Origin of the sequence: Streptomyces sp. NBC_01217 (assembly GCF_035994185.1) — a bacterium.
GTDB lineage: Bacteria > Actinomycetota > Actinomycetes > Streptomycetales > Streptomycetaceae > Streptomyces.
In genome coordinates this window covers 1,794,076-1,808,965 of record NZ_CP108538.1, presented here as the reverse complement: position 1 = coordinate 1,808,965, position 14,890 = coordinate 1,794,076, and the positions used below count along the sequence as shown (strand labels likewise).

At 68.3% G+C, this 14,890-nt stretch carries 16 protein-coding genes; 15 read left to right on the top strand and 1 reads right to left on the bottom strand.

Features of this window, described 5'->3' with window-relative positions:
- Positions 1 to 232 precede the first annotated feature (232 nt).
- From arc to prcA, 6 genes are all read left to right on the top strand, one after another.
- The gene (gene arc / locus OG507_RS07845; RefSeq protein WP_327366416.1) at positions 233 to 1,999 is read left to right on the top strand and encodes a proteasome ATPase; all 1,767 of its coding nucleotides are present in this window, start codon (positions 233 to 235) and stop codon (positions 1,997 to 1,999) included.
- A 236-nt stretch (positions 2,000 to 2,235) separates the two neighbouring features.
- The gene (gene dop, locus OG507_RS07840) at positions 2,236 to 3,747 is read left to right on the top strand and encodes a depupylase/deamidase Dop (protein WP_442810955.1); all 1,512 of its coding nucleotides are present in this window, start codon (positions 2,236 to 2,238) and stop codon (positions 3,745 to 3,747) included.
- Positions 3,748 to 3,881: 134 nt separating this feature from the next.
- Positions 3,882 to 4,100, top strand: a complete 219-nt coding sequence (locus OG507_RS07835; RefSeq protein WP_011027899.1) for a ubiquitin-like protein Pup — start codon at positions 3,882 to 3,884, stop codon at positions 4,098 to 4,100.
- A 6-nt stretch (positions 4,101 to 4,106) separates the two neighbouring features.
- Complete coding sequence (locus tag OG507_RS07830; RefSeq protein ID WP_327366414.1) at positions 4,107 to 4,700, top strand: endonuclease VII domain-containing protein; 594 nt, start codon at positions 4,107 to 4,109, stop codon at positions 4,698 to 4,700.
- Positions 4,652 to 5,497, top strand: a complete 846-nt coding sequence (gene prcB, locus OG507_RS07825) for a proteasome subunit beta (protein WP_327366413.1) — start codon at positions 4,652 to 4,654, stop codon at positions 5,495 to 5,497. The genes OG507_RS07830 and prcB overlap by 49 nt, the downstream gene beginning before the upstream one ends.
- 58 nt (positions 5,498 to 5,555) lie before the next feature.
- Positions 5,556 to 6,404 carry a proteasome subunit alpha gene (prcA, locus tag OG507_RS07820; RefSeq protein WP_327366411.1) on the top strand — a complete coding sequence of 283 codons (849 nt, stop codon included), beginning with the start codon at positions 5,556 to 5,558 and terminating at the stop codon, positions 6,402 to 6,404.
- 53 nt (positions 6,405 to 6,457) lie between these two features.
- Here prcA and OG507_RS07815 read toward each other — a convergent pair whose 3' ends face one another.
- Positions 6,458 to 7,498, bottom strand: a complete 1,041-nt coding sequence (locus OG507_RS07815) for a LacI family DNA-binding transcriptional regulator (RefSeq protein ID WP_327366410.1) — start codon at positions 7,496 to 7,498, stop codon at positions 6,458 to 6,460.
- A 133-nt stretch (positions 7,499 to 7,631) separates the two neighbouring features.
- Here OG507_RS07815 and OG507_RS07810 point away from each other — a divergent pair, with 133 nt between their 5' ends.
- From OG507_RS07810 to tatA, 9 genes are all read left to right on the top strand, one after another.
- Positions 7,632 to 8,891, top strand: a complete 1,260-nt coding sequence (locus tag OG507_RS07810) for an MFS transporter (RefSeq protein ID WP_327366409.1) — start codon at positions 7,632 to 7,634, stop codon at positions 8,889 to 8,891.
- Positions 8,892 to 8,900: 9 nt separating this feature from the next.
- Positions 8,901 to 10,262, top strand: coding sequence for a Pup--protein ligase (gene pafA, locus OG507_RS07805; protein ID WP_327366408.1), 1,362 nt, complete (start codon positions 8,901 to 8,903; stop codon positions 10,260 to 10,262).
- Between the two features lie 127 nt (positions 10,263 to 10,389).
- Positions 10,390 to 11,337 carry an FKBP-type peptidyl-prolyl cis-trans isomerase gene (locus tag OG507_RS07800; RefSeq protein ID WP_327366407.1) on the top strand — a complete coding sequence of 316 codons (948 nt, stop codon included), beginning with the start codon at positions 10,390 to 10,392 and terminating at the stop codon, positions 11,335 to 11,337.
- A gap of 43 nt (positions 11,338 to 11,380) precedes the next feature.
- Complete coding sequence (locus OG507_RS07795) at positions 11,381 to 11,752, top strand: FKBP-type peptidyl-prolyl cis-trans isomerase (protein WP_266987638.1); 372 nt, start codon at positions 11,381 to 11,383, stop codon at positions 11,750 to 11,752.
- 113 nt (positions 11,753 to 11,865) lie between these two features.
- Positions 11,866 to 12,819, top strand: a complete 954-nt coding sequence (locus tag OG507_RS07790; RefSeq protein WP_327366406.1) for a helix-turn-helix transcriptional regulator — start codon at positions 11,866 to 11,868, stop codon at positions 12,817 to 12,819.
- Positions 12,820 to 12,833: 14 nt separating this feature from the next.
- Positions 12,834 to 13,790, top strand: a complete 957-nt coding sequence (locus OG507_RS07785; RefSeq protein ID WP_327366405.1) for a helix-turn-helix transcriptional regulator — start codon at positions 12,834 to 12,836, stop codon at positions 13,788 to 13,790.
- A gap of 19 nt (positions 13,791 to 13,809) precedes the next feature.
- Positions 13,810 to 14,079 (top strand): hypothetical protein, encoded by a 270-nt coding sequence (locus tag OG507_RS07780; protein WP_327366404.1) that lies wholly within the window; start codon positions 13,810 to 13,812, stop codon positions 14,077 to 14,079.
- Positions 14,080 to 14,114: 35 nt separating this feature from the next.
- Positions 14,115 to 14,312, top strand: coding sequence for a hypothetical protein (locus OG507_RS07775; RefSeq protein WP_327366403.1), 198 nt, complete (start codon positions 14,115 to 14,117; stop codon positions 14,310 to 14,312).
- 261 nt (positions 14,313 to 14,573) lie between these two features.
- On the top strand, positions 14,574 to 14,864 hold the full coding sequence (gene tatA, locus OG507_RS07770) for a Sec-independent protein translocase subunit TatA (protein WP_327366402.1): 291 nt from the start codon (positions 14,574 to 14,576) through the stop codon (positions 14,862 to 14,864).
- Positions 14,865 to 14,890: the final 26 nt, after the last annotated feature.

Genomic DNA, 14,890 nt, shown 5'->3' with positions numbered 1-14,890 from the left:
CGTTTTCTGCAAATCCGGACCAAAAGTAGCCAGCCCTGACGGGTGTTGAACGGTTCGACGATACAACCGGCCGCTTTCCGATGTTGAAGGGTGGGTATTGCCCTGACACGAGGGGGAACGCAAGGGTGAAGATCGGACACGCCCCGCAGTCTTTGTGATCTAGGGGTTTCAATCATCACCCACCCAGGTAGGGTCAGGAAGCGTCCAGCTCCCCTTGGAGGAGGTGAGGACCGTGGCAGCCCACGACGACGACATCAACCGCGGCATCCGGCCCGGGCGGGGGTCCGAAGACCCAGCCGGCCAGGTCGCCTATCTCGAGCAGGAAATCGCCGTCCTGCGACGTAAGCTCGCCGACTCTCCGCGCCATACGAGGATTCTCGAAGAGCGGATCGTCGAGTTGCAGACCAACCTGGCAGGCGTGTCCGCGCAGAACGAGCGGCTCGCCAATACGCTCCGCGAGGCCCGCGACCAGATCGTGGCCCTCAAGGAAGAAGTCGACCGGCTCGCACAGCCGCCGGCCGGTTTCGGCGTGTTCTTGCAGGGCAATGAGGACGGCACCTGCGACATCTTCACCGGGGGCCGCAAGCTCCGGGTGAATGTCAGCCCCAGCGTCGAGCTCGACGACCTCCGGCGCGGCCAGGAAGTCATGCTCAACGAAGCGCTCAATGTGGTCGACGCCATGGAATTCGAGCGGGCCGGGGACATCGTCACCCTCAAGGAGATCCTTGAGGACGGCGAGCGCGCCCTGGTCATCGGGCACACCGACGAGGAACGGGTGGTGCGGCTCGCCGAGCCGCTGCTGGACATCACCATCCGCCCCGGCGACGCCCTGCTGCTCGAACCCAGGTCCGGCTACGTCTACGAAGTGGTCCCCAAGAGCGAGGTCGAAGAGCTCGTCCTCGAAGAGGTACCGGACATCGACTACGACAAGATCGGCGGCCTGGGCGACCAGATCGAGCTGATCCGGGACGCGGTCGAGCTCCCCTACCTCCACCCCGACCTCTTCAAGGAACACGAACTGCGGCCGCCGAAGGGCATCCTGCTCTACGGCCCGCCCGGCTGCGGCAAGACACTCATCGCCAAGGCAGTGGCCAACTCCCTTGCCAAGAAGGTCGCCGAAGTCACCGGGCAGCCCGCGGGCAAGAGCTACTTCCTCAACATCAAGGGCCCGGAACTCCTGAACAAGTACGTCGGCGAGACCGAGCGACACATCCGCCTGGTCTTCCAGCGTGCCCGTGAGAAGGCGAGCGAGGGCACCCCCGTCATCGTCTTCTTCGACGAGATGGAGTCCCTGTTCCGCACCCGGGGATCCGGCGTCAGCTCGGACGTGGAGAACACCATCGTCCCCCAGCTGCTCGCCGAGATCGACGGCGTCGAGGGCCTGGAGAACGTCATCGTCATCGGCGCCTCCAACCGCGAGGACATGATCGACCCCGCGATCCTGCGACCCGGTCGCCTCGATGTGAAGATCAAGATCGAGCGTCCGGACGCGGAGGCCGCGAAGGACATCTTCGCGAAGTACCTCACGCCTTCGCTGCCGCTGCACGCGGACGACCTCTCGGAGCACACCGGCTCCAAGGAAGCCGCCACGCACGCCATGATCCAGTCGGTCGTCGAGCGGATGTACACCGAGTCCGAGGAGAACCGCTTCCTCGAGGTCACGTACGCCAACGGCGACAAGGAAGTCCTCTACTTCAAGGACTTCAATTCCGGCGCGATGATCCAGAACATCGTCGACCGGGCCAAGAAGATGGCCATCAAGGCCTTCCTCGACCAGGGCCAGAAGGGCCTTCGCGTCTCCCATCTCCTCCAGGCATGCGTGGATGAGTTCAAGGAGAACGAGGACCTGCCGAACACCACCAACCCGGACGACTGGGCCAGGATCTCCGGCAAGAAGGGCGAGCGGATCGTCTTCATCCGTACGCTCGTCACCGGAAAGCAGGGCGCAGACACCGGTCGGTCCATCGACACGGTGGCGAATACCGGGCAGTACCTGTAGAACGCAGACCGGCTGCGGATGCCCGGCCGGGCATCCGCAGCCGGTTGCTTTCCGGACAGCCGACGCGACACCGCAGCAATGACGTAATTGATCTCCCCGTCGGCGCGGAGTCGCTCTAGGCTCGTGCGTACCGCCCGGTCGCGCAGTGCGGGGACGGGCACCGCACACGCACCGGACAAGCAGCGGTACTTGAGCGCCGCCCCCTCAAGGGAGCGCCGCCGGGCAAGGAGGGCCGCATGACCGTACGGCGAGTAATGGGCATCGAGACGGAGTACGGGATCTCCGTCCCCGGCCACCCCAACGCCAATGCCATGCTCACCTCATCCCAGATCGTCAACGCCTACGCAGCGGCGATGCACCGGGCGCGCCGCGCCCGCTGGGACTTCGAGGAGGAGAACCCGCTGCGGGACGCGCGAGGTTTCGATCTCGCCCGCGAGACCGCGGACTCCAGCCAGCTCACCGACGAGGACATCGGCCTCGCCAATGTCATCCTCACCAACGGGGCCCGCCTCTACGTGGACCACGCACACCCCGAATACAGCTCCCCCGAGGTCACCAATCCGCGGGACGCGGTCCTCTGGGACAAGGCCGGCGAACGCGTCATGGCCGAAGCGGCCGAACGCGCGGCCCAGCTTCCCGGCGCCCAGCCGATCCACCTCTACAAGAACAACACCGACAACAAGGGCGCCTCGTACGGCACGCACGAGAACTATCTGATGAAGCGGGAGACCCCCTTCTCCGACATCGTGCGCCATCTGACCCCGTTCTTCGTCTCCCGCCAGGTGGTCACCGGTGCGGGACGCGTGGGACTCGGCCAGGACGGCCACGAACACGGCTTCCAGATCAGTCAGCGCGCCGACTACTTCGAGGTCGAGGTCGGCCTGGAGACCACCCTCAAGCGCCCCATCATCAACACCCGCGACGAGCCCCACTCCGACGCCGAGAAGTACCGCCGGCTCCATGTGATCATCGGCGACGCGAACCTCTCGGAGATCTCCACCTACCTCAAGCTCGGCACCACCGCCCTGGTCCTCTCGATGATCGAGGACGGCTTCATCAACGTGGATCTCGCGGTCGACCAGCCGGTGCGCACCCTGCACCATGTCTCCCACGACCCGTCGCTGAAGCATCTGATCACGCTGCGCAGCGGCCGTACCCTCACCGCGGTACAGCTCCAGATGGAGTACTTCGAGCTGGGCCGCAAGTACGTCGAGGAGCGGTACGGGGTGGACGCCGACGAGCAGACCAAGGACGTCCTGATTCGGTGGGAGGACACCCTCAACCGGCTGGAGAACGATCCGATGAGCCTGTCCGGCGAGCTCGACTGGATCGCCAAGCGGGAGCTCATGGAGGGCTACCGCCGCCGGGACGACCTGGACTGGGACGCGGCGCGGCTGCACCTGGTGGATCTCCAGTACGCCGACGTGAGGGCCGAGAAGGGCCTGTACAACCGTCTGGCGGCCCGCGGGAAGATGAAGCGCCTGCTGGACGAGGGTGAGGTCGAGAAGGCCCGTACGAAGCCTCCGGAGGACACCAGGGCCTATTTCCGCGGCCGCTGCCTGGAGCAGTACGCGGACGACGTGGCCGCGGCCTCGTGGGACTCGGTGATCTTCGATCTGCCCGGTCATGACTCACTGCAGCGGGTACCCACCCTGGAACCGCTCCGCGGCACCCGTAATCACGTCAAGGAGCTGCTGGACCGCTGCCGCACGGCGGAGGAGCTGGTCCAGGTGCTGTCGGGCGGCTGAAACGGCCGCGATCGGGGAAACATCGTGATGACCCCCGGACGTTGAGACAACTACCGGGCCAATGTCGGACCCCGTGGGTAGGGTCTGATCAAGTGCTTCGAACCGAGTGCTTCGAACCGAGCGGGGTGAGCTAAATGGCGACCAAGGACACCGGCGGCGGACAGCAGAAGGCGACGCGCTCCACCGAGGAGGTCGAGGAGCAGGCGCAGGACGCGCAGGCGTCCGAGGACCTCAAGGAGCGCCAGGAGAAGCTGAGCGACGATGTCGACTCGGTTCTGGACGAGATCGATGACGTCCTGGAAGAGAATGCCGAGGATTTCGTGAGGTCATTTGTCCAGAAGGGCGGGGAATAGGACTTAATGTCCGAAATTTCCGCAGGGAGGAAGTGTCCTCGCTGCCGAAAGACCCTGCCGAGGGAGTCCTTCGCTAGCAACAAGGCCATGCGAGATGGCCTCCAGGCGCATTGCCGGAAGTGCTCGGCCGAGTACTACCAGCAACGTCAGGAGGCCAAGGGTAAGGCTGTTCGGGTGAAGGTGCCGGTGCCGCGGGGACACAAGCGTTGCCCGCGGTACGGCGAGGTCAAATCGCACGATCAGTGGGAACGCGACAAATCGTCTTCTGACGGCCGGTCGAGCTACTGTCGCGCATGCCGGGCGGAGCGAAATCGGATCAGTTGCTTCCAGCGTAAGTATGGCCTCACTCCGGCCGAGTTGGACGCATTGATCGCCGCTCAGCAGGGTGTGCGCTGTATCTGTCTCACTGCTCCGGCCGAGCATGTGGATCACTGTCATGAGACGGGTAGGGTCCGTGGCGTACTGTGCTTCAGCTGCAACGCAGCCCTGGGGCAGCTCAAGGATCGGCCGGATGCCATAAGGCGTGCAGCCGCATACGTGGAGGGAAACGCGTGGAAGCCAACACTCGTAGCACCGGGCGTCTACCAGCTGCCTTCCTGACGCCGGGATCGTCCTCGTTCATGGACTTCCTGTCCGACCAGGCTCCGGCGATGCTCCCGGGCAACCGGAACCTGCCGCCCCTGCAGGGCGCCATCGAGGCGCCGCACGGCACGACCATCGTCGCGGCGACGTTCCCGGGCGGTGTGGTGCTGGCCGGCGACCGGCGGGCGACCATGGGCAACATGATCGCGCAGCGCGACATCGAGAAGGTCTTCCCGGCCGACGAGTATTCGGCGGTGGGCATCGCCGGCACGGCTGGTCTCGCGGTGGAGATGGTCAAGCTCTTCCAGCTGGAACTGGAGCACTTCGAGAAGGTCGAGGGCGCCCAGCTCTCCCTGGAGGGCAAGGCGAACCGGCTCTCCACGATGATCCGCAGCAATCTGGCGATGGCCATGCAGGGACTTGCCGTCGTGCCGCTCTTCGCGGGCTTCGACGTCGACCGCGAGAGGGGCCGGATCTTCTCGTACGACGTCACCGGCGGCCGTTCCGAGGAGCTGGGCTACGCGGCCACCGGCTCCGGGTCGATCTTCGCCCGTGGCTCGATGAAGAAGCTCTACCGCGAGGATCTGTCGGAGCAGGAGGCGCTCACCCTGGTCGTCCAGGCGCTGTACGACGCCGCGGACGACGACTCGGCGACCGGCGGTCCAGATGTGGCCCGGCGGATCTACCCGATCGTCACCGTCATCACCGACGAGGGCTTCCGGAAGCTGGCCGATGCGGAATCCTCCGAGATCGCCCGCTCGATCCTGGAACGCCGGATGGAACAGCCGGACGGCCCGCGCGCCGCGCTGCTCTGACCCCCGTTCCGCTGCTTCTTCGATGCTCTTGTCACTGACAGAAAGGGACGGATAACCGGTGTCGACGCCGTTCTATGTCTCACCTCAGCAGGCCATGGCCGACCGGGCGGAATACGCCCGGAAGGGCATCGCCCGTGGTCGCAGCCTGGTTGTGCTGCAGTACGCCGACGGCATTGTGTTCGTCGGCGAGAACCCGTCCCGTGCGCTGCACAAGTTCAGCGAGATCTACGACCGGATCGGTTTCGCCGCCGCCGGCAAGTACAACGAGTACGAGAACCTCCGCATCGGTGGTGTGCGCTACGCCGATCTGCGCGGATACACCTACGACCGTGACGATGTGACGGCCCGTGGGCTGGCCAACGTCTATGCGCAGACGCTGGGCACCATCTTCTCCAGCGCGGCCGAGAAGCCGTACGAGGTGGAACTGGTGGTCGCCGAGGTCGGCGCCGAGCCGGAGGGCGACCAGATCTACCGGCTGCCGCACGACGGCTCGATCGTCGACGAGCACGGCTCGGTCGCGGTCGGCGGCAACGCCGAGCAGATCAGCAGCTTCCTGGACCAGCGGCACCGGGACGGGATGACGCTCGCCGAGGCGCTCAAGCTGGCGGTGCAGGCCCTGTCCCGCGATCCCAACGGCAGCGAGCGGGAGATCCCCGCGGAGCGGCTGGAGGTGGCGGTCCTGGACCGTACGAGGCCGCAGCAGCGGAAGTTCAAGCGGATCGTCGGCCGGCAGCTGGCGCGGCTCCTGGAGGCCGACGGCGGCTCCGCGCCGACGGACGCCCCGTCCGACATCGAGGACGGCGAGGGGGCCGAGTCCTCCGGGACGCAGTCCTCCGCGAGCACGACGGACACCACCAAGTCCGCCAAGCCCACCGACACCACCGACTCGGGCGGGGACGTGGAGTAGTCCGCCGCTGTGTCTGTGCCCCGGTCCGCCCTTCCCGGCGGGCCGGGGCGCCGTCATGAGCGCGGGCCGTCCGCGGGCGGCGGCGCCGAGGAGCCGCGGGTCACCAGATGCACCGGCAGACTGCCGGGCTCGGCGGGGCGGCCGTCCAGGACCGCCAGCAGGGCCGCCATGCCGCGCTCGCCGACCTGCTCGGCGGGCAGCTGCACGGTGGTGAGTTCCGGTTCCACCGCCGTGGCCAGGGCCAGATCGTCGAAACCGGTGACGGAGAGGTCGTCGGGGACGCGGAGCCCGAGTCTGCGGGCGGCCTTGCAGGCGCCCGCCGCGAGGATGTCGTCGTCACAGACGATGGCGGTGGGCCGGGAACCCGGGGCGGCGAGCGCCCGCTCCGCCCCTTCGCGCCCCGCCTGCACGTCGAGCGTCGCCGTGACGGTCCGTACGGAGGTGCCGGGCACCGCACCCACGGCGTCGTGGAGCGCCCGGGCACGGACCGCGAAGGTCCAGGAGTCGACGGCCGACGCGAGGTGGACGAAGCGGCGGTGGCCGAGCGCCAGCAGATGGTCCGCCACCTGCCGCATCCCGTCGGCGATGTCGAGGTTGACCCGGGCCGCGACCCCGGTGTCCTCGGGGTCGCTGTCGAGCATGACCAGCGGCAGGCCGGCGCCGCGCAGCGCGTCGAGCGCCCCGGCGGCCATGGAGGAGGCGATCACCCCGTCCAGCGAGGCGCGCGCCGAGGCGAAGGGGTCCTTGGCCGGACCGGTGCCCTCCGGGGACGGGTAGAGGACGACCCCGAAGCCGTGTTCGGCTGCGACCGCGGCGGCGCCGGTGTAGACCCGCGCGAAGAATTCGCTGGTGAGCGCGGGGACGACCAGCAGTGCGGTCCTGGTGTGGCCGAGCCGGAGACTGCGGGCGGCGAGATTGGGCTGGTAGCCGAGTTCGGCCGCGGTGTGCCGCACGCGCTCGGCGGTGGCCCCGGAGACCCTGCCGCGCCATTTGCCGCCGAGCACGAGGGAGACGGTGGCCTGCGATACGCCTGCGGCCCGCGCGACGTCGCGGCTGGTGGGCCGGGTCGGGGCGGGCTGTGGTGCGCTGGTCACTCGGGCCTCCGGGCCGCTCGGGGCAGGCGCCGTGAGGTGGACCTGCGGACTGGGCACATGGTACGTATGAACCTCGAAGTTATACGTAAAACCTCAGGGTGCCGGAAGAGTGCCCGAAGGAGAGGGACGGGACATGGCCGCGGGCTATCTGGACATCCTCCGGGCGCGGCACGCCGCCCGGCTGCTGGCGGGGACCCTGGTGGGACGGCTGCCGAACGGCACCGCCCACATCGCGATCGTGCTGTTCACCCGGGCCGAGGGCGGCAGTTACACCCTCGCCGGTGCGCTCGCGGCCGTGTACGGGCTCTCCACCGCGGTCGGGCAGCCGCTGCTGGGCCGCGCCGTGGACCTGTACGGCCAGCCACGCGTCCAGCTCCCGGCATCCGTGGTGTCGGCGTTCGGCATGGCCCTGCTGGCCCTGGTGGGTCTGGGATCGCTGCCGTTGGCCTACGGGGCGGTGATCGTGGCCGGAGTCTTCACCCCGCCGCTGGAGGGCGGTCTGCGGGCCCTGTGGCCGACCGTCCTGGGCGGCGAGGACCGGGTGCACCGGGCGTACGCGATGGACGCCGTCGCCCAGGAGGTCATGTTCACGGTGGGCCCGCTGCTGGTGACGCTGCTGGTCTCCCTCTGGTCGCCCGCCGCCGCCCTGCTCGTCATCAACGTGATCGGGGTCCTCGGGGCGCTCTCCGTCGTCCTCTCCGAGCCCTCCCGGACCTGGCGTTCGGCACCCCGCGAGGCGCACTGGCTGGGCGCGCTGCGCTCGCCGGGGCTGCTGGCGCTGCTCGGCTCGTTCTTCTTCGTCGGGCTCGCGCTCGGCTCGATCACGGTGGCCGGGGTGGCGTACGCCGACGACCACGGCCGCGAGTCGGTGTACGGCTGGCTGATGGCCGCGCTCGGGCTGGGTGCGCTGGTCGGCGGGACGGTGTACGGGGCGCGGCAGTGGGCCGGGGCGCCGGAGCGACGGCTGAGGGTCATCGTCGCGCTGCTGGCACTGGGCTATCTGCCGCTGATGCTGACCCCGGGAGTGGTCGCCATGACCGCTCTGGCGGCAGTGGCCGGAGTCTTTCTGGCGCCCGCCATCGCGTGCTCGTTCATCGTGGTCGACCGGCACGCTCCGCGGGGCACGGTGACCGAGGCGTTCTCCTGGCTGGTGACGACGTTCGGGGTCGGCGCGGCGGCCGGAACGGCAGTGGCGGGCCCGGCCGTCGAACTGGGCGGCACGACGTGGAGCTTCGCCGTCGCGGGGGCCGGTGGGGTGGCCGCGCTGCTGGTCCTGCTGGCCACGGGAAGGGTCCTCGCAGTTCCCGGGCGTACGGCCGTTGCCGTACAAGGATCGGAAAATGATCGAAACGGTGCTGTCGAACCCGGTTTCAGCTCAGGCCATCAGGCGTAATGTTCAGTCATGGACCGCCGCATTTTCGGGCTGGAGAACGAGTACGGCGTCACGTGCACGTTCAGGGGACAGCGCCGACTGTCTCCTGATGAAGTGGCGCGCTACCTCTTCCGCCGTGTTGTGTCATGGGGCCGCAGCAGCAATGTCTTTCTGCGGAACGGCGCCCGCCTCTACCTCGACGTGGGATCGCATCCGGAATATGCAACCCCCGAATGCGACAACCTGACCGAGCTGGTCACCCACGACAAGGCCGGCGAGCGCATTCTCGAAGGTCTGCTCGTCGACGCCGAACGCCGCCTGCACGAGGAGGGAATCGCGGGCGACGTCTATCTCTTCAAGAACAACACCGACTCGGCGGGAAACTCCTACGGGTGCCACGAGAACTATCTCGTTGCGCGGCACGGAGAATTCTCCCGGCTCGCGGACATCCTCATTCCCTTCCTCGTCACGAGGCAACTGATCTGCGGCGCGGGCAAGGTGCTGCAGACACCGAGGGGCGCCGTCTACTGCGTCAGCCAGCGTGCCGAGCACATCTGGGAGGGCGTCAGCTCCGCTACGACGCGCTCCCGCCCGATCATCAACACGCGTGACGAACCGCACGCGGACGCGGAGCGGTACCGCCGCCTCCATGTCATCGTCGGTGACTCCAACATGTCCGAGACGACCATGCTGCTCAAGGTCGGCGCGACCGATCTGGTGCTCCGCATGATCGAGGCGGGCACGGTGATGCGGGACCTGACGCTGGAGAACCCGATCCGGGCGATCCGTGAGGTCAGTCACGACACCACGGGGCAGCGCAAGGTGCGCCTGGCCAGCGGCCGCGAGGCATCCGCCATCGAGGTGCAGCGCGAGTACTACGAGAAGGCCGTCGACTTCGTCGACCGCCGGGGCATCCGCACCGGCACGGTCGCCCAGGTGCTGGAGCTCTGGGGCCGTACGCTCGACGCGATCGAGGCCGAGGATCTCGGCCGGATCGAGACCGAGATCGACTGGGTGATGAAGTACCAGCTCATCGAGCGGTACCGGGCCAAGCACAACATGACGATGTCGCATCCGCGGGTCGCCCAGATAGACCTCGCGTACCACGACATCCACCGCCGTCGCGGCCTGTACTACCTGCTGGAGCGCAAGGGACAGGCCGCCCGTGTCTGCAACGACCTGAAGATCTTCGAGGGCAAGTCCGTGCCCCCGCAGACGACCAGGGCGCGGCTGCGCGGTGACTTCATCCGCAGGGCCCAGGAGCAGCGGCGGGACTTCACCGTCGACTGGGTCCATCTCAAGCTCAACGACCAGGCGCAGCGCACGGTGTTGTGCAAGGACCCGTTCCGTTCGGTGGACGACCGGGTGGAGAAGCTGATCGCGGGTATGTGAGCCGGCAACAGGACAGCCTCGGCTCCCGACGCGGCACGGGCCCCGTACGTTCCTCGTGCGGGGCCCTGCGTACGCCCTAGAGTGTCGAGGACTCAACCAACTGTGCCGTCTGAGATCTGAGGAACCAGTGCGCCGACTTGCCGGCCTTCTCGTCGTCCCCCTGCTGCTGCTGACCGCGGCCTGCGGTGACGAAAAGGGCTCCGATTCCGTTTCCGCTTCCGCCGAGTCCAAGGACGGGTTCCCCGCGATCACCGCGGGCGCGAAGTTCGGCGAGAAGCCCACCCTGTCCAAGGGCGAGGGGAACCCGCCCAAGGAGCTGAAGACCAGGGTCGTCAGCCAGGGCGACGGCGCCGCGCTCAAGAACGGCGACGCGATCCAGGTCAACTACCTCGGCCAGTCCTGGGACTCCGACAAGCCGTTCGACAACAGCTTCGACCGCAAGCAGCCCTTCGATCTGACGCTGGGCGCCGGCATGGTCATCCAGGGCTGGGACAAGGGCCTCGTCGGCCAGAAGGTCGGCAGCCGGGTCCAGCTGGTCATCCCGCCGGACCTCGGTTACGGAGCGCAGGGCCAGGGCGACATCAAGCCGAACGCCACGCTCGTCTTCGTCGTGGACGTCCTGAAGGCGACGCAGATCCCGGCGTCCGCCAAGGGCACCGAGGTCGCCCAGGACAACATCGACCTGCCGAAGGTCGGCACCAACACGGACGGCAAGGCCCCCAAGGTCACCGTCCCCACCAAGACCGACCCGCCGACGAAGCTCGTCTCCAACTACATCCTGGAGTCCAAGGGCGACGTCGTGAAGGACACCGACAGCGTCATCGTGAACTACGTGGGCCTGCTGTGGAAGGACGGCAAGACGTTCGACAGCACCTACACGGCGGGCAAGACGCAGACCTTCCCGCTGGCCCAGGTCACCCTGAAGGGGCTCAAGAACGGCCTGGTCGGCAAGAAGATCGGCAGCCGCGTGCTTCTGGTCATCCCGCCGGACCAGGGCTTCGGCGACAAGGCGCAGCAGACCATCCCCGCCAAGTCCACGCTGGTGTTCGCCGTGGACCTGCTGGCAAAGATGTAAGACTGTTCCGGTTGCCCAGTTCATCAGTAAGAGGAGCAATTCAGTGAGCATCGAGAAGCCCGAGATCGACTTCCCGGGTGGCGAACCGCCGGCCGACCTGGAGATCAAGGACATCTGGGAGGGCGACGGTGCGGTCGCCAAGGCCGGCGACATGGTCAAGGTCCACTACGTGGGCGTGGCCTTCTCCACCGGCGAGGAGTTCGACGCTTCCTGGAACCGCGGCACCCCGCTGCAGTTCCAGCTCGGTGTCGGTCAGGTCATCTCCGGCTGGGACCAGGGCGTGCAGGGCATGAAGGTCGGCGGCCGTCGCCAGCTGACCATCCCCGCGCACCTCGCCTACGGTGACCGCGGCGCCGGCGGCCGGATCGCCCCGGGCGAGACGCTGATCTTCGTCTGCGACCTGGTCGCCGTCTGATCCGCAGCCGTGCGATGAGAGGGCCCGTGCCTGGAGGCACGGGCCCTCGCTTTTGTCCGGACACCGCCTAGCGGTACGGTCGACGGTCGTAGAGCAAAACAGAAAGGGCGTCGATGGCGATTGCCAAGGCCGAGCGGCTGATGAACCTGGCTCTGTGTCTGCTGGGGACCCGGCGCCCGCTGAGCAAGCGCGAGCTGCGCGGTTCCATCGAGGCCTACCTGGAAGCCGGCTCCGACGACGCCTTCAACCGGATGTTCGAGCGCGACAAGGATGATCTGCGCGAGCTCGGTCTGGTCATCGAGACCGTGGAGAACCTGGACGGCGACGCGGGATACCTCGCCCGCCGCGACAGCAACCGGCTGCCCCCGATCACGCTGGACGCCGAGGAGGCCGCCGCGCTGGGCCTGGCCGCCAAGGTCTGGCAGCAGGCGCGGCTGGCCGGTGCCGCCAGCGGTGCGCTGCAGAAGCTGCGGGCCGCGGGCATGCCGGAGGCCGAGGACGACTACGAGGTGCACAGCGCCCTCGAACCCCGTATCCCCGTGCATGAGGCCGCGTTCGAACCGCTGATGCTGGCCTGCCGGGACCGCCGCGCGGTGACTTTCGACTACCGCAAGGCCAACGCCGCGCGGCCCGAGCAGCGGCATGTCGAGCCCTGGACGCTGGAGTGCTGGCGCGGCCACTGGTATCTGGCCGGCTGGGACCGGGACCGCGGCGCCGAGCGGGTGTTCCGGCTCTCCCGGATCACCGGCCGGGTCCGCTCCCGGGCCGGGGCCTTCACCGTCGAGGTGCCCGACGTCGTGACCGTCCGTGAGACCGTCGAGAGCTGGGCGGGGGAGACGGCGACCCGGACCGCGCGGATCAGGCTGCGGGCCGGTGCCGGATACCCGCTGCGCTCGCGCGCCATATCGGTGCGTGAACTCGGGAACGGGTGGGAGGAATTGGAGATTCCGTACGGGCACGGTCTGGACGCCTGGCTCGTCGAGTTCGGTCCGGACGTCGTCGTACAGGAACCCGCCGATCTGCGGGCCGATGTGGTGGACCGGCTGCGCGCCGTGGCCAAGGACTGAGGGGAACCGTATTCATGGCCACGAACGCGATCGACCAGACCCGCCGGATGCTCTCCCTGGTGACGTATCTGCGTGAGCGCCCCGGCGCCCATGTCCAGGACGTCGCCCGCGCTTTCGGGATCACCGAGGACGAACTGATCTCGGACCTCGACGTACTGCCCATGTGCGGTACGAGCTTCCGCGGCGGCGATCTGCTGGACATCGACACCGACGGCGACCGGATCTGGTGGCACAACCCGGACGACGTCGCCGAGCCGCTGCGGCTCGCGGCCGACGAGGCGACGGCGCTCCTGGTCGCCGCCCGCGCCGTGGCCACGCTGCCGGGGCTGCGCGAGAGCGACCGGCAGGCGCTGCTGCGGGCCACCGCGAAGCTGGAGACCGCGGCCGGTGAGGTGGGAGCGGCGAGCTCGCGGCTCTCGGTCATCTTCGAGTCCGAGGGCGGTGTCTTCGCCGATGTCGACCGGGCGATCTCCGAGCGGCGCCGGCTCTGGCTGCGCTACTACTCGCCCGCGCGCGATGAACTCACCGAGCGTGAGGTGGACCCGATCCGGCTGTTCGCCGTGGGACACACCTACATGGAGGCCTGGTGCAGGTCCTCCGAGGACCGGCGTACGTTCCGGCTCGACCGGGTCGCCGAGATCCGGCTGCTGGACGCGCCGGCCGCGCCGCCCGAGCTGGAGCTTCGGGACCTCTCCGAGGGGCTCGTCCAGCCGGCGGCCGAGGACCCGGAGGTCGTGGTCGAGGTGGGCCCCGGGGGCCGGTGGGTCGCCGAGTACTACCCGCACGACAGCGCCGATGAGCTGTCCGACGGCGGGCTGCGGATCACTCTGCGCACGCCCGATCCGGCCTCGCTGCGCAGGCTGGCGCTGCGGCTCGGAGGGGAAGGGCGCATCGTCTCCCCGCCGGATCTGGCGCAGAGCGCACAGCGGGCTGCCCGCGCGGCGCTCGCTGCCTACGACGAGTCGGCCTGAGCGGATACCCGAGGGAGATATGAGTCATATGTCTGTGGTATCCGGTGTGTCCACCGTGGTGGTGCCCGAGTCCGTACGGTTCAAGGCCGCCTGCCCGGACTGCCGCGAACGGTTCGAGCTGGCGGCGAGTGCCATCCGTCTCGCTGTGGGCGCCAGCCGCCGGACGACGTTCTACTCCTTCACCTGCCCGGAATGCGGCTCGGCCGTCCGTAAGCCCGCCGGGGAACGGATAATCGAGCTGCTCACCGGTGGCGGGGTGCGGACCCTGCGCCTGCACACCGGCCTCTAGACCTTCGGACACCTAGACACATCGAGGCTCTGCGCATGTTCTGGCCCATGCTCGCCATCGCCCTGGGGTTTCTCGGGATCGCCGTCCTCGGTGTGCTGGCCGTCAAGGTCTTCGTCGAGGCCCAGCGTCTGGGGCGTCAGGTGGAGCGGACCACCCAGCGCATCAACCGGGCCGCACAGGACCTGGAGCGGGCCGCGACCGACCTTGCCGCCACCGGTGAGGCACTGCGCTAGGTGTACCGCCCACGCGATCCTGTGGGCCCGTGAGCAGGGGGGATCGATCGGGGAGGGCGCGGCCTCCTGTTTCCCGGGTTCGAGGGGTACGCTGCTGAACGCGGCCCTGAGAGCGAGGCGTGGGCCGTAATCGCAAGGATGCATGGGTATTGCCCTGCGTTTACTCCTGCGGGATACGATCGCTGACAGTACGAAGATCGGACGTCCGTCCGACGTTCGGTCCGCCCCACCCCTGCTGCCTCGGTGAGAAGGTACACGCATATGTTCGGAAGGCTCGGCGCTCCCGAGATCATCCTGATCCTCGTCGTCATTGTTCTGCTGTTCGGCGCGAAGAAGCTTCCTGACATGGCTCGCTCGCTCGGCAAGTCGGCCCGCATCCTCAAGAGCGAGGCCAAGGCCATGAAGTCCGAGGGCAGCCCGTCGGCCACCCCGGCCGAGCCGGCGAACGACGCCGCCCAGGACCAGGTCGCCCCGCGCACCATCCAGGCCGCGCCCGGTGACGTGACCAGCTCGCGTCCGGTCGCAGAGCCGACCGACTCGACCAAGCGCTGACAACCGGGCCGACGCAGGCGCCGTGA